The 22,312-nt window shown below is 71.8% G+C and carries 22 protein-coding genes and 1 riboswitch; of the genes, 13 read left to right on the top strand and 9 right to left on the bottom strand.

Features of this window, described 5'->3' with window-relative positions:
* The first annotated feature begins 6 nt into the window (after window positions 1–6).
* A complete protein-coding gene (locus EAO75_RS47485) occupies window positions 7–600 on the top strand; it encodes a hypothetical protein (RefSeq protein ID WP_315987408.1) in 594 nt (197 codons plus the stop codon).
* A 99-nt stretch (window positions 601–699) separates the two neighbouring features.
* Entirely contained in the window at window positions 700–1,710 is a 1,011-nt protein-coding gene (locus tag EAO75_RS19055) for an LLM class F420-dependent oxidoreductase (RefSeq protein ID WP_147996284.1), read from the top strand.
* Between the two features lie 42 nt (window positions 1,711–1,752).
* Here the strand turns inward: EAO75_RS19055 and EAO75_RS19050 are convergent, their stop codons facing one another.
* The 3 genes from EAO75_RS19050 to EAO75_RS19040 are packed head-to-tail and all read right to left on the bottom strand — an operon-like array spanning window position 1,753 to window position 5,286.
* A complete protein-coding gene (locus EAO75_RS19050; protein WP_147996283.1) occupies window positions 1,753–2,496 on the bottom strand; it encodes a hypothetical protein in 744 nt (247 codons plus the stop codon).
* On the bottom strand, window positions 2,483–4,069 hold the full coding sequence (locus EAO75_RS19045; RefSeq protein WP_147996282.1) for a vWA domain-containing protein: 1,587 nt from the start codon (window positions 4,067–4,069) through the stop codon (window positions 2,483–2,485). Before EAO75_RS19045 ends, EAO75_RS19050 begins: the two co-directional genes overlap by 14 nt.
* Window positions 4,066–5,286, bottom strand: coding sequence for a hypothetical protein (locus EAO75_RS19040; RefSeq protein ID WP_261989358.1), 1,221 nt, complete (start codon window positions 5,284–5,286; stop codon window positions 4,066–4,068). Before EAO75_RS19040 ends, EAO75_RS19045 begins: the two co-directional genes overlap by 4 nt.
* A 172-nt stretch (window positions 5,287–5,458) precedes the next feature.
* Here EAO75_RS19040 and EAO75_RS19035 point away from each other — a divergent pair, with 172 nt between their 5' ends.
* Window positions 5,459–5,752: a hypothetical protein gene (locus tag EAO75_RS19035; RefSeq protein WP_147996281.1), complete on the top strand. Its 294-nt coding sequence runs from the start codon at window positions 5,459–5,461 to the stop codon at window positions 5,750–5,752.
* A gap of 7 nt (window positions 5,753–5,759) precedes the next feature.
* Here the strand turns inward: EAO75_RS19035 and EAO75_RS19030 are convergent, their stop codons facing one another.
* The 3 genes from EAO75_RS19030 to EAO75_RS19020 form a co-directional block, all read right to left on the bottom strand.
* On the bottom strand, window positions 5,760–6,830 hold the full coding sequence (locus tag EAO75_RS19030) for a prenyltransferase (RefSeq protein WP_147996280.1): 1,071 nt from the start codon (window positions 6,828–6,830) through the stop codon (window positions 5,760–5,762).
* Window positions 6,827–7,588, bottom strand: coding sequence for a class I SAM-dependent methyltransferase (locus EAO75_RS19025; protein ID WP_147996279.1), 762 nt, complete (start codon window positions 7,586–7,588; stop codon window positions 6,827–6,829). Before EAO75_RS19025 ends, EAO75_RS19030 begins: the two co-directional genes overlap by 4 nt.
* Before the next feature lie 70 nt (window positions 7,589–7,658).
* The gene (locus EAO75_RS19020; RefSeq protein WP_261989357.1) at window positions 7,659–9,518 is read right to left on the bottom strand and encodes a glycosyltransferase; all 1,860 of its coding nucleotides are present in this window, start codon (window positions 9,516–9,518) and stop codon (window positions 7,659–7,661) included.
* Window positions 9,519–9,728: 210 nt separating this feature from the next.
* Here EAO75_RS19020 and EAO75_RS19015 point away from each other — a divergent pair, with 210 nt between their 5' ends.
* A complete protein-coding gene (locus tag EAO75_RS19015; protein ID WP_147996278.1) occupies window positions 9,729–10,346 on the top strand; it encodes a TetR family transcriptional regulator in 618 nt (205 codons plus the stop codon).
* 286 nt (window positions 10,347–10,632) lie between these two features.
* Here EAO75_RS19015 and EAO75_RS19010 read toward each other — a convergent pair whose 3' ends face one another.
* Both EAO75_RS19010 and EAO75_RS19005 read right to left on the bottom strand, forming a co-directional pair.
* The gene (locus EAO75_RS19010; protein ID WP_147996277.1) at window positions 10,633–10,866 is read right to left on the bottom strand and encodes a ferredoxin; all 234 of its coding nucleotides are present in this window, start codon (window positions 10,864–10,866) and stop codon (window positions 10,633–10,635) included.
* 3 nt (window positions 10,867–10,869) lie between these two features.
* Entirely contained in the window at window positions 10,870–12,327 is a 1,458-nt protein-coding gene (locus EAO75_RS19005) for an aldehyde dehydrogenase (protein WP_147996276.1), read from the bottom strand.
* Window positions 12,328–12,502: 175 nt separating this feature from the next.
* Here EAO75_RS19005 and EAO75_RS19000 point away from each other — a divergent pair, with 175 nt between their 5' ends.
* Together EAO75_RS19000 and EAO75_RS18995 are read left to right on the top strand one after the other, a co-directional pair.
* Window positions 12,503–13,531, top strand: coding sequence for an MBL fold metallo-hydrolase (locus EAO75_RS19000; protein ID WP_147996275.1), 1,029 nt, complete (start codon window positions 12,503–12,505; stop codon window positions 13,529–13,531).
* A gap of 31 nt (window positions 13,532–13,562) precedes the next feature.
* Window positions 13,563–14,048 (top strand): nuclear transport factor 2 family protein, encoded by a 486-nt coding sequence (locus EAO75_RS18995; protein ID WP_147996274.1) that lies wholly within the window; start codon window positions 13,563–13,565, stop codon window positions 14,046–14,048.
* A gap of 50 nt (window positions 14,049–14,098) precedes the next feature.
* On the opposite strand, the gene EAO75_RS18990 is transcribed toward EAO75_RS18995, so the two are convergent.
* Window positions 14,099–14,740 carry a TetR/AcrR family transcriptional regulator gene (locus EAO75_RS18990; protein ID WP_147996273.1) on the bottom strand — a complete coding sequence of 214 codons (642 nt, stop codon included), beginning with the start codon at window positions 14,738–14,740 and terminating at the stop codon, window positions 14,099–14,101.
* A 96-nt stretch (window positions 14,741–14,836) separates the two neighbouring features.
* Here EAO75_RS18990 and EAO75_RS18985 point away from each other — a divergent pair, with 96 nt between their 5' ends.
* From EAO75_RS18985 to EAO75_RS18950, 7 genes are all read left to right on the top strand, one after another.
* Window positions 14,837–15,493, top strand: a complete 657-nt coding sequence (locus EAO75_RS18985; RefSeq protein WP_147996272.1) for an O-methyltransferase — start codon at window positions 14,837–14,839, stop codon at window positions 15,491–15,493.
* Window positions 15,494–15,669: 176 nt separating this feature from the next.
* Window positions 15,670–15,806: riboswitch (cobalamin riboswitch) on the top strand.
* 116 nt (window positions 15,807–15,922) lie between these two features.
* Window positions 15,923–17,161 carry a prenyltransferase/squalene oxidase repeat-containing protein gene (locus EAO75_RS18975; RefSeq protein WP_147996271.1) on the top strand — a complete coding sequence of 413 codons (1,239 nt, stop codon included), beginning with the start codon at window positions 15,923–15,925 and terminating at the stop codon, window positions 17,159–17,161.
* Window positions 17,158–17,814 (top strand): SCO2322 family protein, encoded by a 657-nt coding sequence (locus tag EAO75_RS18970; RefSeq protein ID WP_147996270.1) that lies wholly within the window; start codon window positions 17,158–17,160, stop codon window positions 17,812–17,814. The genes EAO75_RS18975 and EAO75_RS18970 overlap by 4 nt, the downstream gene beginning before the upstream one ends.
* Entirely contained in the window at window positions 17,807–18,964 is a 1,158-nt protein-coding gene (locus tag EAO75_RS18965) for an energy-coupling factor transporter transmembrane component T (protein ID WP_147996269.1), read from the top strand. Before EAO75_RS18970 ends, EAO75_RS18965 begins: the two co-directional genes overlap by 8 nt.
* Window positions 18,961–20,703 (top strand): ABC transporter ATP-binding protein, encoded by a 1,743-nt coding sequence (locus EAO75_RS18960; protein WP_147996268.1) that lies wholly within the window; start codon window positions 18,961–18,963, stop codon window positions 20,701–20,703. The genes EAO75_RS18965 and EAO75_RS18960 overlap by 4 nt, the downstream gene beginning before the upstream one ends.
* Entirely contained in the window at window positions 20,700–21,530 is an 831-nt protein-coding gene (locus EAO75_RS18955) for an ECF transporter S component (protein WP_147996267.1), read from the top strand. The genes EAO75_RS18960 and EAO75_RS18955 overlap by 4 nt, the downstream gene beginning before the upstream one ends.
* Before the next feature lie 335 nt (window positions 21,531–21,865).
* Window positions 21,866–22,282 carry a transglycosylase SLT domain-containing protein gene (locus EAO75_RS18950; RefSeq protein WP_147996266.1) on the top strand — a complete coding sequence of 139 codons (417 nt, stop codon included), beginning with the start codon at window positions 21,866–21,868 and terminating at the stop codon, window positions 22,280–22,282.
* The last annotated feature ends 30 nt before the right edge of the window (window positions 22,283–22,312 follow it).

Below are 22,312 nucleotides of genomic sequence, written 5' to 3'. Positions count from 1 at the left end.
GCCGCGTTGCCGGAGCCGGTCCCGCCGCCTACCGCCTCGTACACCACCCATCCGAGCAGCGCGCCCGGCACGAGGGCGGCGGCCGCCACGGTCAGGGCTCGCGAGCGGCGGCCGCGGCGGGGCTGGGGAGGATCGAAGTCCGGACCTACGTACGACACGCCTGACACCTTACGGGCCGACCGTGGCCCGCGCGGGGAGGCCACGGCCGAGCGGCTCCGGAGTTCAGATGCCGGCCCCCGTCCGGCGCAGCACCCGCAGCCCTACGGCGGTCAGCCGCAGGGTGGTTACGGGTACCCGGGCGCCCAGCAGCCGCAGCAGCCCTACGGTGGCCAGCCGCAGGGCGGGCAGCCCTTCGGTGGTGGGCAGCCGCAGGCGCCGGCCCCCACGCCCGCGCCCGCCGGGGACTTCTCGCCGTTCTGGTTCGCCGTACCCGTGCCGCGGCCGCTGTTCGCGGAGGACGGTTCGCCGACCCCCATCGCCGAACTCGCGCCGGGCACCTGGTACCTGGCCGTCGAGCAGCGCGGTGCGATCCTGGTCGCGCAGACGCAGGACGGCCGTCGTGGCGTACTGCAGGACACCTCGGGTATTCAGCGCGGCTGAGCCCCTGACCGTCCCGTACGGCCCCTCACCCTTCCCGGTGAGGGGCCGTTGTCGTACAGTCGCCGTTCAGCTGACGCACCGTCAGGAAGGGGCAGGCGCATGCGGCTCGGGCTCGCACTCGGTTACTGGGGGCGCGGCCCCTCCCCGGACCACGTACCGCTCGCTCAGGAGGCCGAGCGGCTGGGCTACGACTCCGTGTGGACCGCCGAGTCCTGGGGCTCCGACGCCTTCACCGCGCTCACCTGGATCGCCGCGCAGACCTCGACGATCAAGCTCGGTACGGCAGTTGCCCAGATGGCCGCCCGCTCCCCCACCACGACCGCCATGCACGCCCTCACCCTCGACCATCTCTCCGGTGGGCGGATGATGCTCGGGCTCGGGCTGTCGGGGCCGCAGGTGGTGGAGGGGTGGTACGGGCGGCCGTTCCCGAAGTCGCCGCTCACCGCGACCAGGGAGTACGTGGACGTCGTACGGCAAGTCCTCAGGCGCGAGGCTCCCGTCGAGCTTGACGGGCGGTTCCACTCCCATCCGTATCGCGGGCCGGACGGCACCGGCATCGGAAAGGCCCTCAAGTCGATCACTCATCCCCTCCGGTCCGACCTCCCCGTCCTCCTCGGCGCCGAAGGCCCCAAGAACGTCGCCCAGACCATCCGTATCGCCGACGGCTGGCTGCCGTTGTACTGGTCGCCGAGCAGGCCCGATGCGTATGGGGACGCGGTCCGGGACCTGCCGCCGGGCTTCCTCGTCGCCCCGCTGGCCCGCGTCCAGGTGTGTGACGACGTCTCCGAGGGGCTCCTGCCCGTCAAGGCCATGCTCGGCTTCTACATCGGCGGCATGGGCCACGCGGCCCGCAACTTCCATGCCGATCTCATGGCGCGGATGGGGTACGAGGAGGAGGCTCGGAGGATTCAGGAGCTGTTCCTCGGTGGACACCGGGAGGAGGCCGTCCTCGCCGTCCCCGATGCCTTCGCCGACGAGATCTCGCTGGTCGGGCCGCGTGAACGTATCGCCGAGCGGCTGGAGTTGTGGCGGAAGGGGCCGGTGACCGATCTGCTGGTCCTCGCGCCCGATCCGCACACGCTGCGGGTGCTTGCCGAGCTCAACTCGTAGGAATCGTAGGGCTCGTAGGGATCGCAGGGATCGCAGGGATCGTCACCAGAAGATCGCCAGTGCCTCCAGCGTCGCCTCCCGGGTGTCCGCGCTCCAGCCGGTCATCTTGCCGAGGCAGCGGGCCGTGAACGTGCCGGCGGGGATCGAGCGGCGGGCGTTGCCGGAGGCCACGACGCGCATGTAGACGGGGGGTTGCTCGTCGCCGTACTCGGCGCGCAGCACGAAGCCCTCCGTCGCGTCCGGTACGCGCGTGAACTCCGCTCGCACCGAGACGAACTCCCCTACGCGGCTCAGGGAGACCTCGCGGTCGTCGCCGAGGCGGTCGGCGAGTACGCGGTTCGGGACCACGGTCATGGTGGGCAGGTCGGCGTGGACGATGACGTCGGCGCGTTCGAAGGCGTCGATGAGCATGCCGATGACGTTGATGGGCTTGTCCTTGCGGACGAACTTGCGGAAGGTCTCCTGGCTGACGTCCCGTTTGGCGCGGAACAGCCAGGCCAGGAAGCGGGTCCAGAGGCCGACGCTCGTGTCGACCTTCGTCCGCAGCTCCACGGCCTCCTCCAGCGCGGACCGGTAGTTGCCGATCTCGTAGAGGTCCATGACCGACTGCTCGTCCAGGTACAGGCAGATGCTGTACGCCGACTGCCACCGGCGCATCCGGCGGCGCCGCTCGCGGGACTGGCGTACCAGGACCGCGACGAGCACCACCACGCCGACGGCCGTCGCCAGCCAGGCCGCCATCCACGGCCACCACATGCTCCACCACAGTGCGTCAGTGACAGCCACGGATCTCCTTGAACGCCTCGGAAAGGGAGGAACGGGAGGAATCGGCGGCGTCCACCATGCGCCCGCCCGTCTGCTCCGCCGCGCGCCGCAGTTCTGCCGCGTCGGCGTCGCCGAAGTGGACGGGGTAGGTGTGGATGCCGGTGCGGACGGGGGCCGGGAGTGCCGTGTGGCGGCGTACGAACTCCGTATAGGGGATGCCGGCGTTGTTCTCGCCGTCCGTCATGAGGACGAGGGAGACGGCGCGGTCGGGGTCGTCCGTCAGCTCGCGGGCTGCGGTGCGGTAGCCGTGGTCGAGGGCGGACCATACGGCCGTGGAGTCGCCGTAGCCGCCGCGGGCGACGGTGTCGGCCAGGGTCCGCAGGTCCTTCGGGCCGGTGACGGTGACCGTCCTCTCCTCCAGGACGCGGCCGCCGAAGCGGACCACCGTCAGCCGCTCGCCACGGTAGAAGCGGGTGAACTTGCCGGAGGCCGTGGAGTCGGCGCCGCTCAGGTCGGCGAAGGCGTCGCGGAGCGCGGCCATCCGGTCGCCGCGCATCGAGCCGGAGAAGTCGAGCAGGAACACGACCTGACTGGCGGTGCGTCGGCCGGGGTCGCCGTAGTCGGCCAACAGGGTTTCGATGACCGTGAGTTGGTCGGGGAAGTAGAGCGCGTTGCCGACCGGCTCGCGCAGCTGTGGGTCGCGGGTGACCGTCGCGCTGACCGGGCGGCGCAGGGTGCGCCGCATGATCTCCTGCTGCACCGAATCGCGCTGGAGCCACTCGGTGACCTTCGCGTAGGCGGCGCGGTGCGAGGCGTCGAGGAGGAGCAGGGGGAAGTCGGCGAGAACCATGCCGTCCTGGGGGCGGACGACCTCCAGACGGTCGTCGAGGCGGTCCGCGGCGTTGAGGGCAAGCAGGTCGGACTCGTAGGTGATGAGGGCGTTGGCCTTGTCCTGGTGGTCGACGTAGGTGTCGACGAGGGCGGGCGAGGTGCCGGCGGTGAGGGTCTGGCCGGAGCGGAAGCCCCGGAGCCGGTCGCAGGAGACGTCGCCGGGGCGCAGTGCCCCACCGGTGCCGGCCGCGGCGGTGGCGACGCCGACGAGGGCGGCGAGGCCGCTGGCGGACTGCCGGGGATCGGCCATGCCGAAGCGGACGGTGCCCGTGGCGGCGGCGTCGGCGATGTCGGCCCAGGTGAGCCGGCCGCCGGGCACCTGCGCGCGCAGTTCGCGCGCCACGTCGGGCTTCAGCCCGATGACCACCGGGGATGTCATGGTCGCCGTGCGCTGCAGCCCCTGGACGGCGCTCTTGGCGGTGAGCCGCAGATAGCGGTCGGAGGACAGCCAGGCGAGGTCGTAGCGGTCGCGGTCGGGGGCTTTGGTCTCGGCGTCGGGCTGGAGGTCCAGCCGGAGGTCGACACCGGTCGCGTCCTTCAACTCACCGAGGAGTGGGGTGAGTACGGCCAGGTCGGGGCCTGCGAGAACGCGCAGCCGGACGGGTTCGTCGCCGTCGCCGCCCGAGCAGGCGGTGAGTACGGCGGCCATGAGCGCCAGGCAGAGCGCCAGACAGGGCACGAGCGGGGCGGCCCCGCGCCTCATGGGAGGTCGCCCTTGCGGTCCGGGCAGTCGCCGACCGACTTGATCATCTGTTCCAGGAGGGGCAGCGGGGGCAGGACGGCCCGGGTGTCGTCGGATGAGGTGGTGGGCACGGGGATGTGCCGTGCGGTGAGGAACTCGGTGAGTTCGTCGCCGGTGGTGCCGCCGCTGTTGTTGTTGCGGGCGCGGAAGCCCAGTTCCATGGCGCGGTGCTGGAGTTCGGGGTCCTCGCTGACGAGTTCGCCGAGCCGGGCGCCGTCGCCGGTCAGGGCGACGAGCTGGGGTTCGGTGACGAAGCGCGTAGAGGGGTAGAGCAGGACGCGTGCGTCGTCCGTGGCGCCCTTCTCGGCCTGGTGGCGGATCTGGTGGGCGAGGAACTGGTGCTCGTAGATCACGGAGATCGGGGCGATGCTCTGCCCGTCGGGGGACAGATACGTCTCCGCCCGCTCGGAGGACGGCAGGCCCTGTTCGACGAGGAGGGGCTTGATCTTCTGGGCGACCCGGGCGGCCTCCTTCTCGTCGTTGGGGGCGTCGTTGTCGTTCTGGACGAAGGCGACGAGGCCGAGGTAGGTGCCGGCGGAGTTGGACTCGCAGATGTCGGAGGTCTGGGCGAGGATCTTGTTGGAGTTGCGGACTCCGTGCCCTTCGATGTCGATGTCGCTCCAGCGCTTGCCCTCCTCGGTGAGATTCACGAAGGGGGTCATGTCGAGCGTGTAGTACATCGGTCGGCCGTCCGGGTTCGGCTGCGCCTCGGCGACGTCCGCGCCGACGAGCGCCTCCGCGTAGTTCCGGTAGGTGGCCAGGACTATGGGGCTGACGAACGGGCGGTACAGCAGCACCGGTCGGTTGGCCTCGGCGCGTTCACGGCTGATCAGGTCGGCCGCGGGCTGGCCCGAGGGGAAGACGACGTCGTATCCCTCGAAGTCCTGGTTGGCGATCTCGCGGGAGCCCATGCTCGTGATGTGCACGCGGAATCCGTGCTTCATCAGGAGCCGCTCGACCTCGGGATCCTGGAAGAAGTCCCGCTTGGAGGCCATTTTCGCCTCGATGGTGACGACCTGCCGCAGCGGTAACAGCAGGTTCCCGGTGGCCAGAAGGAGGATCAGGCCGACGATCGGGACGGGCAGCGCGAACGCCAGCACGCTGCGGCGCGGGCGGACGCGCGTGGGTCTGGTGACGGATAAGCGGGGCTCTTCGGAAGCGGGTCTGTTCGCGGGCACCTGCGTCTCCCCCCGTGGCTGGGCCAGGATCGTCGGTGATCACTATGACGAGTGAACGGCCTTGCGGGAAACGCCCGTTGAACGTGAGGACCCGTTCGGGTACCGGCCGGGGACTCGGGAGCGGGATTTCGGCCACGGGTTTCGGTCACGCCGACCGGGCTACCCGGAGGGCATGTCCCCTCGATATCGCAACGGTACCAACCAGGCCGGCACGGCCATCGCCATCGTCGCCGACGTCATGGCCCTCATCCTCGGCCTGTGGATCCTGATGTACCTACTGGACGCCAACCAGGCCAACGGCCTCGTCCAGTTCGTCCATGACTCGGCCCGCTGGCTGGCGGGCTGGTCGCACGACCTGTTCACGTTCGACGCGGAGTGGGCGAGGGTCGTGGCGGGCTACGGCCTGGCGGCGGTGGTCTACCTGTTCGTCGGACACGCGATAGCGAACCGGGTCCACCGCCACTGACGGCCCCTCAGACGCAGCAGTCCGGGTCCAGGCCCAGCGGCAGGCGGTCCCCGCCGAACACGGCACAGGTCGCCTCGTGCCCGCCCAGCGCCGCGACGGCCAGCAACAAGGACCCGGCCGTCCAGGTCGTGAGTTCGCGCGGCCAGACGGCGTCGTCGTCGAAGACGTACCCGGTCCAGTACAACCCGCTGTCGGCGTCCCGCAGGTGCTGGATCGACTGCAGGATGTCCAGCGCCCGGTCGGACTCGCCCATCGCCCACAGGGCCAGGGCGAGTTCGGCCGACTCCCCGCCCGTCACCCACGGGTTGGGCACGACACACCGCACGCCGAGTCCCGGGACGACGAATCGCTCCCAGCCCTCCTCCACACGGGACTTGGCCTCGGCACCGGTCAGCGCACCGCCGAGCACCGGGTAGTACCAGTCCATGGAGTAGCGGTCCTTGTCCAGGAACCGCTCGGGGTGCCGGCGAATCGCGTGCCGGAGCGCGCCCGCGGCCAACTCCCAGTCCGGCTGGGGCTCTTCCCGCTGCTCGGCGATGGCCAGGGCGCACCGCAGGGCGTGGTGGATCGAGGAGGAGCCGGTGAGCAGCGCATCCCGCGTCGCCGTACCGTCCTCGTCGCGCCGCCAGCCGATCTGCCCGCCGGGCTGCTGGAGTTGCAGGACGAACTCGATGGCGCCGTAGACGGACGGCCACATGCGGTCGAGGAAGGTGTCGTCGCCGGTGGAGAGGTAGTGATGCCACACGCCGACCGCGATGTAGGCGACGAAGTTGGTCTCGCGTCCGGTGTCGGTGACGTCGTCGAAGGCGCCGTCCGCGTAGGCCGCGTACCAGGAGCCGTCCTGGTTCTGATGCGTCGCCAGCCAGGTGTACGCCCGCTCCGCCGCCTCGTGCTCACCGGCGGTGTCCAGCGCCATCGCGGCCTCGACGTGGTCCCACGGGTCGAGGTGGTGCCCGCGGAACCACGGGATCGCCCCGTCCTCCCGCTGTACCGCGAGAATGCCGGCCACGGTCGCGGCGGCCTGCTCGGCGGTGAGGACCCCGGGCAGGACGAGGTGTTCTGTCCGGGGGGTGGTCACTTGGTGGCCGCCTCGGAGGTCTCGGAGGTCTCGGACAGCCGCGGCAGGTGCGGCTTGGTCGCGTACGCCACGAAGCTCTTGCCGATCAGCGGGTTCAGCGCCTGTTCGGCGACCCGGGTGGCCAGCGGTTTCTTCATGATGTCCCAGACCAGCAGCTTGTGGTACGCCCGCACGGGCAGCGCCTTGTCGTTGTCGACGCCGAACGCGCACTTCAGCCACCAGTACGGGGAGTGCAGGGCGTGGGCGTGGTGGGTGCCGTACGGCTTCAGCCCGGCTTCCCGGATCTTCGCGAGCAGTTCGTCCGCCTTGTAGATGCGGATGTGGCCGCCCTCGACCTCGTGGTACGCGTCGGACAGCGTCCAGCAGACCTTCTCGGGGCCGTAGCGCGGGACGGTGATGGCGATCCGGCCGCCGGGCTTGAGCACCCGCACCATCTCGGCGAGGACGCCCTTGTCGTCCGGGATGTGCTCCATGACCTCGGAGATGATCACGACGTCGAAGGACTCGTCGGGGAAGGGCAGCGCGAGCGCGTCGCCCTCCATCGCCGTGGCGGTGGCGCCCTCGGGGGCCTCCCCGGCCTCCTTCATCGCCGCGAACCACTTCGCGACCTCGCGGATCTCCTCACCGTTCTGGTCCAGCGCCACGACCTGGGCGCCGCGCCGGTAGCACTCGAACGCGTGCCGGCCGGCACCGCATCCGAGGTCCAGGACGCGGTCGCCCGGGGCGAGCGGGAACCGGGAGAAGTCGACGGTCAGCACGGGGGCCTGCTTTCGCGGTCGGAAGGGTGGGCGGGGCGGGGTCGGAGGTCGATGGCCGGACACCCGGCGATCACTGCGCGGCCTCGGTCACACGGACGGGCTCACCGGTCTCGGCGGCAGCGCTCACACGGGCCGCCTCACCGGTCTCGGCCACACGAGCCGACTCACTGGTCTCGGCCACACGAGCCGACTCACTGGTCTCGGCCGCGGCGGCGGGACGGTCGGTCGCGGTCGCGGGACGGTGGGATTCCGGACGCGCCAAGCCGTCGGCCGCGGTCGCGGGACCGTCGGAAGCCGAGCGCACCGAGCCGTCGGCCGCAGCCGCAGGACCACCGGAAGCCGAGCGCGCCAAGCCGTCGGCCGCAGCCGCAGGACCACCGGAAGCCGAGCGCACCGAGCCATCCGCCACAGCCCCGGCACCACCGGAAACCAAGGCCGCCGAGCGACCGCCCGCAGCCACCGGACCACCGGAAACCGGGCGCACCGCGCCGTCGGCCGCAGTCGCAGGACCATCGGAAGCCGAGCGCGCCAAGCCCTCGGCCACAGCCCCGGCACCACCGGAAACCAAGCCCGCCGAGCGATCGGCCGTCGGTGCCCCGGTGTGGGCGGGCCGGTCGGTCTCGGTGTGGGTCATCGCCTCTCGGTAGCGGGCCACCGTGCCCTCCGCCGCCTTCGCCCAGGTGAAGTGGCGCAGGACCCGCTCGCGTCCGGCCACTCCGAGCCGTCGGCGCAGTTCCGCGTCCCCCAACAGCCGGCCCAGGCCGGCGGCCAGCGCGCCGGAGTCACCCGGTGGCACCGCCAGACACGTCTCGCCGTCCCGCCCGGCGACCTCGGGAATCGCCCCGCCGGTCGTGGCGACGAGCGGCGTCCCGGTGGCCATGGCCTCGGCGGCCGGCAGGGAGAAGCCCTCGTACAGCGACGGCACGCACGCGACCTGCGCCGAGCGGACCAGGTCGACGAGCTCCGCGTCGGAGATGCCCTTGACGAAGTCGACGGCGCCTTCGAGGCCGTACCGCTCCATCGCCTGCGCGACGGGCCCCTCCTCCGGCCGCTTGCCGACGACGACGAGGTGGGCGTCGGGGTGCTCGGTGCGGACCTTGGCGAGCGCCTCGACGAGGAAGACCAGGCCCTTGAGGGGGACATCGGCGCTGGAGGTCGTGACGATGCGGCCGGGGATCCGCCGCACCGACGGATCCGGCGAGAAAAGGTCCGTGTCCGCGCCGATGTGCACCACGTGGACGCGGTCCCGCTCGACGCCGAGATGGTCGACGATCTCCTGGCGTGACGTGCCGGAGACGGTGAGGACGGACGGCAGGCGGCGCGCCACGCGCTTCTGCATGCGCGTGAAGGCGTACCAGCGGCGCACCGACATCCGCCGTCGCCGTCCCTCCGCCGCGTCCAGCTCCAACTGGCGATCCACGGTGATCGGGTGGTGGATGGTGGTGACGAGGGGCGCGCCCACGTCGCCCAACAGCCCGTATCCCAGGGTCTGATTGTCGTGCACGACGTCGAACTCGCCGCGCCGGGCGCGCAGCAGACGGCGGGCGCGCAGCGAGAACGTCAGCGGCTCGGGGAACCCGCCGGTCCACATCGTCGCCACTTCCAGCGCGTCGATCCAGTCGCGGTACTCACCGCGCCCCGGCGTGCGGAAGGGGTCGGGCTGGCGGTAGAGGTCGAGGCTGGGGAGCTCGGTGAGGGTCAGCCGGTCCGCGTAGTCCGCGCCCTCGTCGAGGACGGGGTAGGGCTGGGAGCCGATGACCTCGACGCGGTGGCCGAGGCGGGCCAGCTCGCGGGAGAGATGACGTACGTAGACGCCCTGGCCGCCGCAGAACGGGTTCCCTTTATAGGTGAGAAGCGCGATGTCGAGCGGTCGCTCGCCGTCGGCGGCAGGGTCCTGTGGGGACCCGGCCTCCCTGGCCTCAGCGGTCACTCTGGGCCCCCTTCTCCCTGCACTGTCCCGCGAGATTACGCCGGGACGCTAATCTAGAACAAGTTTCAGACTTGATCGTTCAAGAGGCTCTGAATCTACCGGCAGGTAGCGCCGCTGTGAGCGATGGATCAGGTGATTCACGCCACGACCGACGTGCTGGCATGCTCTGTCCGGTCACTCACCCTCACCGACTGTCACGGAACGGGATCCATGCCTGCGGAAGTCAGTAGCGCGAGCCCCTCCTCACCGCCGCTCACCGAGCGCCAGGAGGCCCGTCGCCGGCGCATCCTGCACGCCAGCGCGCAGCTCGCGAGCCGGGGCGGCTTCGACGCCGTGCAGATGCGGGAGGTCGCGGAGTCCTCGCAGGTGGCGCTCGGCACGCTGTACCGCTACTTCCCGTCCAAGGTGCATCTGCTGGTCGCCACGATGCAGGACCAGTTGGAGCACATGCACGGCACGCTGCGAAAGAAGCCGCCGCAGGGTGCGACGGCGGCGGAGCGGGTCGCGGAGACCCTGATGCGGGCGTTCCGCGCCCTGCAACGCGAGCCGCACCTGGCCGACGCCATGGTCCGTGCGCTGACCTTCGCCGACCGCAGCGTCTCCCCCGAGGTCGACCAGGTGTCCCGCCAGACCACGGTGATCATCCTGGACGCGATGGGCCTGGAGAACCCGACGCCCGAGCAGCTGTCCGCCGTCCGCGTCATCGAGCACACCTGGCACTCGGCCCTGATCACCTGGTTGTCCGGCCGCGCCTCGATCGCCCAGGTGAAGATCGACATCGAGACCGTGTGCCGCCTGATCGACCTGACGGCGCCGCCGGACAACTGAGCCGCGCCGGCACGACGAAGACCTACGAGACGGGTTCCCTTCGCCGGCATGGTCCGGATCAGGTGGTGGGGGTCGCCTTCCGGTCGTACGCCGCGTACGACCTTCCGGCCTCTCAGCCCGACCGTCGACGTCGGCCCCAGCGGAAGCCGTCTTCTGCTCCTGCCTCACGCCAGAGTCGGCTACTCCGGTCGGACTCCCTCACTCGTCTCGTAGGCCGACTTCCAGAATAGAACAGTCAGCCGAAGATGAACCCGCCTAAAGGGAACTTTTCGGCACTATTCCCGCACTATTCCTCCGGCGGGAACACCGGTTCCCCGCTCCCCAGCAGCGTGATCACGATCGCCTCGACGGGGCAGCTCTCCGCCGCCGCGAGGATCTGCTCGTTCGCGTCGGCCTCCGGGTCGGCCGGATGGGACTGACGGCCGGTGTCGAGGCGGAATCCGTCGGGGGCGTGGTGGACGCACTGGGCCGAGCCGATGCACACCGACCGGTCGACCTCGACGTGCCAGCGGTCGCCCATCCCCTACGCCTCCCAGCCGGCGGGGAGGTGGATCATCTTGTGCTCCAGATACTCGCCGAACCCCTCGGGTCCGAACTCCCGCCCCAGACCGGAGTTCTTGTAGCCGCCGAACGGGCCCAGCATGTCCAGGCTGAAGGTGTTCACCGAGTAGGTGCCGGTGCGGACCTGGCGGGCGATGTCGATGCCGTGCGCGGTGTCGGCCGTCCAGACGCTGCCGCTCAGGCCGTAGTCGGAGTCGTTCGCGATCTTCACGGCCTCGGACTCGTCGCCGTAGGGAAGAAGGCAGATCACCGGGCCGAAGATCTCCTCGCGGGCGATCCTCATCGAGTTGTCGACGTCCCCGAAGAGCGTCGGCTCGACGTACCAGCCCTTCTCCAGTCCCGCCGGACGCCCGCCGCCGGTCAGGATCTTCGCGCCCTCTTCCTGCCCGATGCGGATGTAGTCGAGGTTCCTGCGCTGCTGGCGCTGCGCCACCAGGGGGCCCACCTGGGTCGCCGGGTCCAGCGGGTCGCCGACCACCAGCGCGCCGGCCGCCGCGGCGAAGGCCTCGGCGAACTCGTCGTAGCGGGAGCGGGGCAGCAGGATGCGGGTCTGGGCGACGCACGCCTGGCCGTTGTTCATCCAGGCCGCCGGCACGACACCGGCGACGGTGGCCTCGACGTCCGCGTCCGGCAGGACGACGGCCGCCGACTTGCCGCCCAGCTCGAGCGTCACACGGGTGAGATTGCGGGCGGCGACCTCCATGACGCGCTTGCCTGCGGCCACCGAGCCGGTGAAGGAGACCTTGTCGATCGACGGGTGTCCGACGAGGTACTCGCTGACCTCGCGGTCCGCGGGAAGGACGGACAGCACGCCCTCCGGCAGCCCGGCGTCCTTCGCTATCTCGGCGAGGAGATAGGCGTCGAGCGGCGACTCGGGCGAGGGCTTGAGGATGACCGTGCAGCCGGTGAGCAGCGCGGGTGCGAGCTTGGCGGCGGCGACGAACTGCGGGACGTTCCAGGGGACCACGGCGGCCACGACCCCGACCGGCTCGCGCCGCACGAGGATCTTGCCGAGGACACCGTTACGCGTCTCCTCGTACGTGAAGTTCCGCGCGACGGTGATCGCCGCGTCCCAGACCATCATCGCGCCGAGTGCCTGCGCGAGGACGCTCCAGGAGTACGGGGAGCCGTTCTCGGAGGAGATGACCCGGGCGATCTCCTCGTGCCGTGCGGCGATCCCGTCCTTGATGCGGGTGACGACCTCGATCCGCTCGTCGAGGCTCGCCCGCGGCCAGGGCCCCTCGTCGAACGCCTTGCGCGCCACCGCGACGGCCCGGTCGACGTCGGCGGGCGAGGCGTGCGGCACGCGTCCGATGACCTCCTCGGTGTGCGGCGAGATCACCTCGATGACGTCCTTGCCGAGGGGGTCGGTCAACTCCCCGCCGATGAACAGCTGTCCGTGTTCCACGAGCTCGGTCATGGCCGAATGCCTCCCCGGAGCGTGACTCTGACGATCCATCAGATCTACCGCACTGATACCAGTTCCGTCCGGAGTAGTCCACGGACCGCACGTAGATGACTCGGGCTCCCATCGGAACCTGTTCTAGTTATAGTGATCCGGTCGGCCGGAACGTGTCGCGGCGATTGGGGAACCCATGGCGCAGATGTACGACCACGGCGGCGGAGTCCGGTCCATCGAGGTCCCCATCCCGGACAACCCTCTCGGCCACACCCTCGTGTACGTCGTCGACACCGACCGGGGCCCGGTGCTCATCGACACCGGCTGGGACGACCCGACCTCCTGGGACACCCTCGCCGAGGGCCTCGTGGCCTGCGGTACGGCGCCGGGTGAGATCCACGGCGTGGTGATCACCCATCACCACCCCGACCACCACGGCCTGTCGGGCAAGGTGCGCGAGGCCTCCGGTGCGTGGATCGCGATGCACGCGCTGGACGCGGCGATCGTGCGGCGCACCCGCACGACCCGGCCCGAGCGCTGGTTCTCCTACATGGCGGCCAAGCTCACGGCGGCCGGCGCCCCCGAGGCCCATGTGGCCCCGCTGCGCACCGCCCGCCGCCCGAGCACCATGCCCGGCTTCTCCCCCGCGGCACCCGACCGCGAGATCGTCCCCGGCGAACTCCTCGACCTCCCCGGCCGCCGCCTGCGCGCGATCTGGACCCCGGGCCACACCCCCGGCCATGTCTGCCTGCACCTGGAGGAGGACCACCCGGCCGGGCTCCCCGGCCGCGGCCGCCTGTTCTCCGGCGACCATCTGCTGCCCGGGATCACCCCGCACATCGGCCTGTACGAGGACCCCGACGACACCACGGTGACCGACCCGCTCGGCGACTACCTCGCTTCCCTGGAACGCGTCGCCACGCTGGCCCCCGCCGAGGTCCTGCCGGCCCACCAGCACGTCTTCACCGACGCCCCTGCCCGCGTACGGCAGTTGCTGACCCACCACGAAGCCCGCCTGACCGACCTCCTGACCCTCCTCGCCGCCCCCCTCACCCCCTGGCAACTCGCCGAACGCATGGAGTGGAACCGCCCCTGGGACCAGATCCCTTACGGCTCCCGAAACATCGCGATCGCGGAGGCGGAGGCCCACCTGCGGCGGCTGGTGAAACTGGGGAGGGCGGAGGCGGTGACGGGGAGCGAGCCGGTGGCGTACGTGGCGGTGTGAAGATCACCGTGAGCCGTGGATCATGCGCACCATGAACTCCAGTGACCCCACCGAGACTTCGCCCCCGTCGACCCCCTTGGACCGCCTCCTCGCCGAGCGCGCCTGCGAGCGCGTCGTCGTCGACTTCGTGCACCGCCTCGACCTCGGCGAACCGGCCTCCGTCGCCGAGTTGTTCACCGAGGACGGCGTCTGGGCGTGGCCGGCGGGCGACCGGTCGGTCAAGGGCCGCGGCGCCCTTCGCGCCTACTTCGGCTCCCGTCCCGCCGACCGGCTCTCCCGCCGCGTGATGTCCAACATCCTCGTCACGCTCACCTCGCCGGACACGGCGACGGCGACCTCGTACTTCACGACGTACCGAGTCGACGGGCACCAGGGCGGCATCGTCCCGCCCGGGCCGCCCGTCCAGGTGGGCACCTACGAGGACGCCTTCCGCCGGACACCGCAGGACACCTGGCTGCTCACCTCGCGGACCCTGCACCTGCCCTTCGGCGGACCCACACCGAGGGCCGACGGCTAGGCCCTGTTGCCTGCGGCGCCGCCGCCGCAGCAGCAGCTCTCGCCATCCGGCTACGAACTTGATCGACCGGACAGGTCCTGGGCGGCATGGCGTTGCAGGAAGGCGTCGGTCAGGGCGTTGGTGAAGCGTTCGGGGATCGGGCCGGGCGAGATCAGGACTCGGTAGTAGAGCGGGCCCACCAGCTGGTCCGTCTCGGTGTCCAGGTCGAGGGAGGAGGGCAGTCGGCCCGCCGTCACCGCGCGTTCCAGGAGGGCGCGGTCGCGGTGGCGCTGGGCGGTCAGGCAGCGGGCGCGGAACTCCTCGGCGAACACGGGGTCGTGCTGGGCCTGCGCGAGCAGGGAGCGGAAGACAGCGCCGGGTTGCGACTCGGCGAGGAACCAGGCCAGCCGGTGCAGATAGGCGCGCAGGTCGGCCGGGAAGTCGCCGGTGTCCGGCGGGGTCAGGTCCTCGGTCGCGTCCTGGAGGAAGGCGTCCATCAGCACGTCGGCCTTCGTGCTCCACCAGCGGTAGATCGTCTGCTTGGCCACCCCCGCCCGCGAGGCGATGCCTTCCATCGTCACGCCCGCGAAGCCCTTCTCCACCAGCAGGTCGTCGGCCGCCTCCAGGACAGCCAGCCGGGCCTCCTCGCTGCGGCCGTGCCGGTTGCCGTGGTGGCGTCGCTCCGGACCGCCGGGGTGTGCCGCGGGTGTCATCTCGCCCTCCGTGACGACGTGAACGACGTGGGTCTGAGCTGAAGTTTCCCATGCGCGCTCTAGACCGGACGCAACGTCGCGTCTACTCTAGCCTCCATGAAATCCACGCACACACTCGCCGACCCCCGGGTCGAGACCGCCCTCCGCCGGATGTTCGAGCGGGCCGAGCAGGACGACGCCGTCGCGGCCGGTGTCGACTGGGGGCCCGGGAGGGAGCGGATGACACCCCAGGAGCACGCCGACGCGGCCGCCGGGATCTACATGCCGATCTCGACCGCGGGCGGGGAGCTGCTCTACAACCTGGTCCGCGCCGTCCGCCCCGCCACCGTCGTCGAATTCGGGATGTCGTACGGCATCTCCACGCTGTATCTGGCCTCCGCGGTACGCGACAACGGCACCGGGCGGGTCATCACCACGGAGCTCAGCAAGGAGAAGATCCGGTCCGCGCGGGGCACATTCGCCGACGCCGGGCTGGACGATGTGATCACCGTGCTGGAGGGGGACGCCCGGGACAGCCTCGCCGGTCTCGACGCGTCGGCCGACTTCATCCTGCTGGACGGCTGGAAAGACCTCTGCCTGCCGGTGCTGCGCCTGCTCGAACCGCGTCTGGCACCCGGCACCCTCGTCGTCGCCGACGACGTCACCTTTACCAGCATGCAGCCGTACCTCGACTACGTCCGCGACCCGGCGAACGGCTACCGCAGCGTCAACTTCCCCGTCGAGGACGGCATGGAGATCACCTGCAGACTCTGACACCGGCCCCTGGCCGCACAGGAGGTCGAGGTGCAGGACACGGCCCGGCGACCGGCGTCCGGGGACGTCGTGCGGCTGCCGTAGCAGCCGGGCGGGGATGCCGCCCGCCTCGGCCGGGCCGGATCGTCCCGGGCCGAAGGCGGCCGGCCGCACAGGTGGCCCTCAGCGGCTGGGTTACGGGCGGGTAGAGTGTCGGCGTCGTCATCACACCCGTACGGGGGAAAGCCGGTGCAAATCCGGCGCTGACCCGCAACCGTAAGCCGGTCGTAGTAGAAGGCCGGTGAGCCGGATCGCCGCGTACGGGAACGTGACCGGCTCACGTACCCCGGCAGTCGGCCGGAGTGCGGCACCGTCGAGGTATACGGAGCCGAGCCGCCGGGGGTCTCCCCTGTGCTGCCCGGTCCCCCTAGGGAAGGGCACCCGCCGATCATGAACGTCCGTCACAGCGCCGCGGTCCTGGCCGCCGCCGTCGTGATCGGCGCGGCCGCGCCGGCCGTGGCCGCCGACTCGTCCCCCTCCGCGTCGCCGTCGCGGGCGTTCCCCGCCGAGCTGTACGGCGGCACCGACCCGACGTACGACGGCGTCTGGCGCCAGTCCCTCGCGCTGCTCGCGCAGGACACGGTGGGCGTGAAGCCGGCCAAGGGGGCGGTCGACTGGCTGCTGGGGCAGCAGTGCGCGAACGGCGCCTTCGCGCCCTACCGCGCCGACACCACCGCGGCCTGCGGCGCCAAGACCCCCGTCGACACCAACAACACCGCGGCCGCCGTCCAGGCACTGGTCGCGCTCGGCGGGCACGACGCCGCCACCGGCAAGGCGGTGTCCTGGCTGAAGTCGGTCCAGAACAAGGACGGCGGCTGGGGATACGCGGCGGGCGGGGCCAGTGACACCAACTCGACGTCCGTGGTGACCGGTGCGCTGGCCGCCGTCGGCGAGAAGCCGGAGAAGGTTCTCAAGGACGGGCAGTCGCCCTACGACGCGCTCATCAAGCTCGCCCTGCCGTGCAAGGACGACGGTGCGGGCGCCTTCGCCTTCCAGCCCGACAAGAAGGGCACGCTCGTCGCCAACGCCGACGCCACCGCGGCCGGCGTCCTCGGCTCGCTCGGCAAGGGCCTCGTCGTGAGTCCCGCCAAGAAGGCGTCGGACGCGAAGTGCGCCGACGGCGGCTACCCGACCCCGCAGCAGGCCGCGGCCAACGGCGCCGCATACCTCACGAAGGCCCTCGCCAAGGACGGCCACCTGAAGTCCGCCATGCCCGGAGCCGAGGACCAGCCCGACTACGGCAACACGGCCGACGCGGTCGTCGCGCTGGCCGCGCTCTCCGGCGCCGACGCCGCCCGCAAGCCCCTGGGCTGGCTGGAGCAGAACTCCGCGAAGTGGGCCGAGCAGAGCGGCCCGGCCGCCTACGCCCAGCTGATACTCGCCGCCCACGCCACCGGCACCGACCCGCGTGACTTCGGCGGCGCCGACCTGGTCGAGCAGCTCAACGCGACGGGCCCGGCACCGCAGGACTCGGCGAAGGCCGCGGACAAGGCCGCGGACAAGGCCGAGAAGAAGGACACGAAGGACGACAGTCCCTTCGGTGTCTGGTGGTACGTCGGCATCTTCCTCGTCGTCGGCATCGGCATCGGCTTCCTGCTGAGCGGCCGCAAGAAGGGTCCGCAGGCGTGATCCGCCGCGCACTCGCTCCGCTCCTGGCCGCGCTGGTCCTGCTGACCGGCGCGGCCCAGGCCGCTCAGGCGGCCGGCTACCGCTACTGGTCCTTCTGGGAGCGCCAGGGCGACACCTGGACCTACGCCACCCAGGGCCCCGCCACCGCCCGCCCGTCCGACGGCGACGTCCAGGGCTTCCGGTTCGCGGTGAGCAAGGACTCCAAGGACGCGGCACAGCCCGGCGGCGCGGCCGAGTTCGCGGTGATCTGCGCCAGGACCCCCGAGCAGGACGGCAGGAAGCGGGTGGCCCTGGTCATCGACTTCGGTACGCCGTCCGACGCCCCGTCGGGCGAGACGCCGCCGGCCCGCCGTACGGCGTGTGCCCGGGTGGCTCCCGACGCGACGACGGCGGAGGCCCTGGCGGCCGTCGCCAAGCCCCTGCGCTACGACACGAACGCCCTGCTGTGCGCCATCGCCGGATATCCGCGCAAGGGCTGCGGGGAGCAGGTGTCGGACAACGCCGGGAAGGCGACACCGACCGGGCAGTCCGCCACCGCGGCGAAGGACGACTCGGACAGCGGTCCCTCGCTGGGCCTGGTCGCGGGCGTCGCCGTGGTGGTGGTGCTGGGCGCGGGAGCGGTCTGGCAGGCGCGGCGGCGCAGGGATGCCTAGCCGCGCGGAGACGCGCCGGGGTGCCCGACCGCGGCCGGCCGGTGCCCCCGCCGGCCGCCGCCCGCACCACCGCACCCCACTGCATCCCGGCGCCTGGTGGCTGTGGGCCCTGGCCCTGGGCACCGCGGCCACCCGCACCACCAACCCGCTCCTCCTCGCTCTCCTCATCGCGACCTCCGCCTACGTCGTCGCGGCCTGCCGCCCGGACGCCCCCTGGGCCCGCTCCTACACCGCCTTCGTCAAGCTCGCCCTGGCCGTCCTCGTCATCCGCCTCGTCTTCGCCGTGGGCCTCGGCTCCCCCCTCCCCGGCACCCACGTGATCGTCACGCTCCCCGAAGTCCCCCTCCCGGACTGGGCCCAGGGCATCCGCCTGGGCGGACGGGTCACTGTCGAGACCCTCCTCTACGCCCTCTACGACGGCCTGCGGCTGGCGGCTCTCCTGATCTGCGTGGGCGCGGCGAACTCCCTCGCCAACCCCACCCGGCTCCTCAAGTCCCTGCCCGGCGCGCTGTACGAGATGGGCGTGGCGGTGGTCGTGGCCCTCACCTACGCCCCCCACCTCATCGCCGACGTCCAGCGGCTGCGCGCCGCCCGCCGGCTGCGCGGCCGGCCCGACACCGGCATCCGGGGCCTGCTGCACGTGGGACTCCCGGTCCTGGAGGGCGCGTTGGAGCGCTCGGTCGCCCTCGCCGCCGCGATGGACGCGCGCGGCTACGGCCGCACCGCGGACGTCCCGCCCCGAGTCCGCCGTACGACCGGCGCGCTCACCCTCGGCGGCCTGCTGGGCGTCTGCGCGGGAACGTACGGCCTGCTGACCGCCGAGGGCGGGACGTACGGCCTCCCGGTCCTCCTCGCCGGACTCGCCGCCGCGCTGGCGGGCCTGCGCCTGGGCGGTCGCCGCTCCCTGCGCACCCGTTACCGCCCGGACCCCTGGGACGCCCGCGCCTGGCTGGTCGCCGGTTCCGGCGCGGCGGTCGCCGCCCTGCTGACCCTCGCCGCCGACCGCGACCCGGAGGCCCTGCACCCGGGCGTGATCCCCCTCGTCGCGCCCACCCTCCCGCTGTGGCCCGCGGCGGCCGTCCTCCTCGGCCTGCTCCCCGCCTTCATCAGCCCCGCRCCCCGACATCCCGCCCGCAAGGAGCCGTCGTGATCCGCTTCGAGAACGTCTCCGTGACGTACGACGGCGTTGCCGAACCCACCGTCCAGGGCGTGGACTTCGAGGTCCCGGAAGGCGAACTGGTCCTGCTCGCGGGCCCGTCGGGCGTCGGCAAGTCCACCGTGCTCGGCGCGGTGAGCGGGCTCGTCCCGCACTTCACCGGCGGCACCCTGCGCGGCCGCGTCACGGTGGCCGGCCGGGACACCCGCACCCACAAGCCGCGCGAACTGGCGGACGTGGTGGGCACGGTGGGCCAGGACCCCCTGTCCCACTTCGTCACGGACACGGTCGAGGACGAACTCGCCTACGGCATGGAGTCGCTGGGCCTCGCCCCGGACGTCATGCGCCGCCGCGTCGAGGAGACCCTCGACCTGCTCGGCCTCGCCGACCTGCGCGACCGCCCCATCGCCACCCTCTCGGGCGGCCAGCAGCAGCGCGTCGCGATCGGCTCGGTCCTCACCCCGCACCCGAGCGTCCTGGTCCTGGACGAGCCGACCTCGGCCCTGGACCCGGCCGCCGCGGAAGAGGTCCTCGCGGTCCTCCAACGCCTGGTCCACGACCTCGGCACGACGGTCCTGATGGCGGAACACCGCCTGGAACGGGTGATCCAGTACGCCGACCAGGTCGCCCTCCTCCCCGCTCCCGGCGAGGCCCCCATCCTGGGCACCCCGGCGGAGATCATGGCCGTATCGCCGGTGTACCCGCCGGTGGTGGCCCTGGGCCGCCTGGCGGGCTGGACTCCCCTGCCCCTGACGGTCCGGGACGCGCGTCGTCGGGCAGCGGACCTACGCCGACAACTCGAGACCCGGGAGGCGGCCGCCCTCACGGGGCGCGGGGCTGTATTCGATGTGCGGCTACCGCCGCGTGGGCGCGATCAACCACAACGAACCCGCAGCCGCCAACGGCTCACACCCCCCACCCCATGGGGCGCCACTCCCCACCGCTGGTTCCGCCGCAGGACCACCCCCAGCCCCCCGTCCGGCCACGCCGCCGACGTACAGGCCCTCACCGTCACCCGCGACCACATCCAGGCCCTACGCCACGTAGCCCTCACCGTCACCCCCGGCGAGACCATCGCGCTCATGGGCCGCAACGGCGCCGGAAAGTCCACTCTGCTCAACACCCTCGTCGGGCTCGTGGAACCCACCACCGGTTCGGTGACCGTCGGCGGAGCCGTACCCCACCGCACCGCACCCCGCGACCTGATCCGCCGCGTAGGACTCGTCCCACAGGAACCCCGCGACCTCCTCTACGCCGACACGGTCGCCGCCGAGTGCACGGCCGCCGACACCGACGCCGGCGCAGCGCCCGGCACCTGCCGTGCCCTGGTCTGCGAGCTCCTCCCGGGCATCGCGGACGCCACCCACCCGCGCGACCTCTCCGAGGGCCAGCGCCTGACGCTCGCCCTGGCCGTCGTACTGACCGCCCGCCCTCCCCTGCTCCTCCTCGACGAACCGACCCGCGGTCTCGACTACGCGGCGAAGGCGCGGCTGCTCACCGTTCTGCGCGGGCTCGCCGCCGAGGGGCATGCCATCGTCCTGGCCACGCACGACGTGGAGCTGGCCGCCGAGCTCGCCCACCGGGTCGTCCTGCTCGCCGACGGCGAGGTGATCGCGGACGGCCCGGCGGCGGACGTGGTGGTCGCCTCCCCTTCCTTCGCCCCGCAGGTGTCCAAGATCCTGGCCCCGCAGAAGTGGCTGACGGTCGCCGAGGTGCGGGAGGCCCTGGCATGACCGAGCGCTCCACGCCCCAGTCCCGCCCCATCCGCCTCGGCCCCCGCTCCATCGCCACGCTCGCCCTGGTCAGCGCGGTCGGCATCGCCGCTCTCGGCTGGCCGTTCCTCGCCCCGCCCACCTCGCAGGTGAGCGCTCACGCCCAGGACGCCCCCTGGCTGTTCACCGGCCTGCTGCTCCTGCTGGTCGCCGTCGTCGCGGCGACGATCTCCGAGTCGGGGCTGGGCCCGAAGGCGGTGGCGATGCTGGGCGTGCTCGCGGCGACCGGTGCGGCGCTGCGGCCCCTCGGCGCGGGGACGGCCGGCATCGAGCCGATGTTCTTCCTGATGGTGCTCAGCGGCCGGGTCCTCGGCCCGGGCTTCGGCTTCGTCCTCGGTGCCGTGACGATGTTCGCGTCCGCCCTGCTCACGGGCGGGGTGGGGCCGTGGATGCCGTTCCAGATGCTGTCGATGGGCTGGTTCACGATGGGCGCCGGGCTGCTGCCGGGGCCGGACCGGTTGCGCGGCCGTGCGGAGCTGCTCCTGCTGGCCGGGTACGGCTTCGTCGCCGCCTTCGCCTACGGCACGGTGATGAACATGCAGGGCTGGCCCTATCTGCTGGCGGACGGCTCGAACATCGCGCCGGACCCCGACGCCGGGCCCCTGGGCAACCTGGCCCGCTTCGTCGCGTACTGCCTGGCCACCTCGCTCGGCTGGGACCTCGGCAGGGCGCTGGTGACGGTCGTGCTGACCTTCACCCTGGGTCCGGCGATCCTCAAGGCACTGCGCCGCGCGACCCGCCGGGCCGCCTTCGAGAGCGCGGTCACATTCGACGCACCCACAGGGTGAGGGCCCACGAGCGGACCGTCACCCACGCGGTGAACCACCCCACATGACCCACATCACCTACGATCCTCCATAGTCGGACAAATCGGATGCCATGCACGCGTCAACACCCGCTCCGACCTGCACATAGAGAGCCACGTCACACGAGCCCCCCGCACCCCGCATACGACCACAACTAGCAAAAGCACTCATTGCGGACACCTTCCCGGGCTGCTTCTCTGGATGACGTCGCACGGCGCCGACGAGCCCACAGGGCCTCGGCGCCGACGCATGCCACCGCCTCGCATCGCGTGGTTCCGGCTTGCCCGCGACGCCCTGTCCCCGAAGAAAGGCTCCCCGTGTCCGCTGTTTCTCTCTTCCGCCGCACCTCCGCCCCGAAGAAGACCCTCGCCGGTGTCGTGCTGGCCGCCGCCACCGCCGGCACGCTGTTCGCCGCCGCGCCCTCGCAGGCCGCGACGACCGGGTCCTCCTCGGCGCAGACGGTCGCGAAGAAGATGATCTCGGACTCGGCCCAGTACCAGTGCTTCTCGAACATCGTCGACCACGAGAGCGACTGGAACGTCAACGCCACCAACGCCTCGTCCGGCGCCTACGGCCTGGTCCAGGCCCTGCCGGGCAACAAGATGGCCTCCGCCGGCTCCGACTGGAAGACCAACCCGGCCACCCAGATCGAGTGGGGCCTGGACTACATGAAGGACCGCTACGGCAGCCCGTGTGGCGCCTGGGGCTTCTGGCAGTCCAACGGCTGGTACTGAGCCAAGCAGCCGACCTGAACCGAAGGCGGC

Source organism: Streptomyces sp. UW30 (assembly GCF_008042075.1).
Classification (GTDB): Bacteria; Actinomycetota; Actinomycetes; order Streptomycetales; family Streptomycetaceae; genus Streptomyces.
Note: the sequence above shows the minus strand (reverse complement) of the source record. Positions and strands in the feature narration are given on the sequence as shown.

What these genes read in the sequence shown, in the direction of transcription:
- EAO75_RS19015 (WP_147996278.1), top strand. Translation starts at nt 9,729, where the DNA reads ATGCCTGCGGAAGTCAGTAGCGCGAGCCCCTCCTCACCGCCGCTCACC.
- EAO75_RS19010 (WP_147996277.1), bottom strand. Translation starts at nt 10,866, where the DNA reads ATGGGCGACCGCTGGCACGTCGAGGTCGACCGGTCGGTGTGCATCGGC.
- EAO75_RS19005 (WP_147996276.1), bottom strand. Translation starts at nt 12,327, where the DNA reads ATGACCGAGCTCGTGGAACACGGACAGCTGTTCATCGGCGGGGAGTTG.
- EAO75_RS18975 (WP_147996271.1), top strand. Translation starts at nt 15,923, where the DNA reads ATGAACGTCCGTCACAGCGCCGCGGTCCTGGCCGCCGCCGTCGTGATC.
- EAO75_RS18955 (WP_147996267.1), top strand. Translation starts at nt 20,700, where the DNA reads ATGACCGAGCGCTCCACGCCCCAGTCCCGCCCCATCCGCCTCGGCCCC.
- EAO75_RS19055 (WP_147996284.1), top strand. Translation starts at nt 700, where the DNA reads ATGCGGCTCGGGCTCGCACTCGGTTACTGGGGGCGCGGCCCCTCCCCG.
- EAO75_RS18995 (WP_147996274.1), top strand. Translation starts at nt 13,563, where the DNA reads ATGAACTCCAGTGACCCCACCGAGACTTCGCCCCCGTCGACCCCCTTG.
- EAO75_RS18985 (WP_147996272.1), top strand. Translation starts at nt 14,837, where the DNA reads ATGAAATCCACGCACACACTCGCCGACCCCCGGGTCGAGACCGCCCTC.
- EAO75_RS19035 (WP_147996281.1), top strand. Translation starts at nt 5,459, where the DNA reads ATGTCCCCTCGATATCGCAACGGTACCAACCAGGCCGGCACGGCCATC.
- EAO75_RS19000 (WP_147996275.1), top strand. Translation starts at nt 12,503, where the DNA reads ATGGCGCAGATGTACGACCACGGCGGCGGAGTCCGGTCCATCGAGGTC.
- EAO75_RS18990 (WP_147996273.1), bottom strand. Translation starts at nt 14,740, where the DNA reads ATGACACCCGCGGCACACCCCGGCGGTCCGGAGCGACGCCACCACGGC.
- EAO75_RS19045 (WP_147996282.1), bottom strand. Translation starts at nt 4,069, where the DNA reads ATGAGGCGCGGGGCCGCCCCGCTCGTGCCCTGTCTGGCGCTCTGCCTG.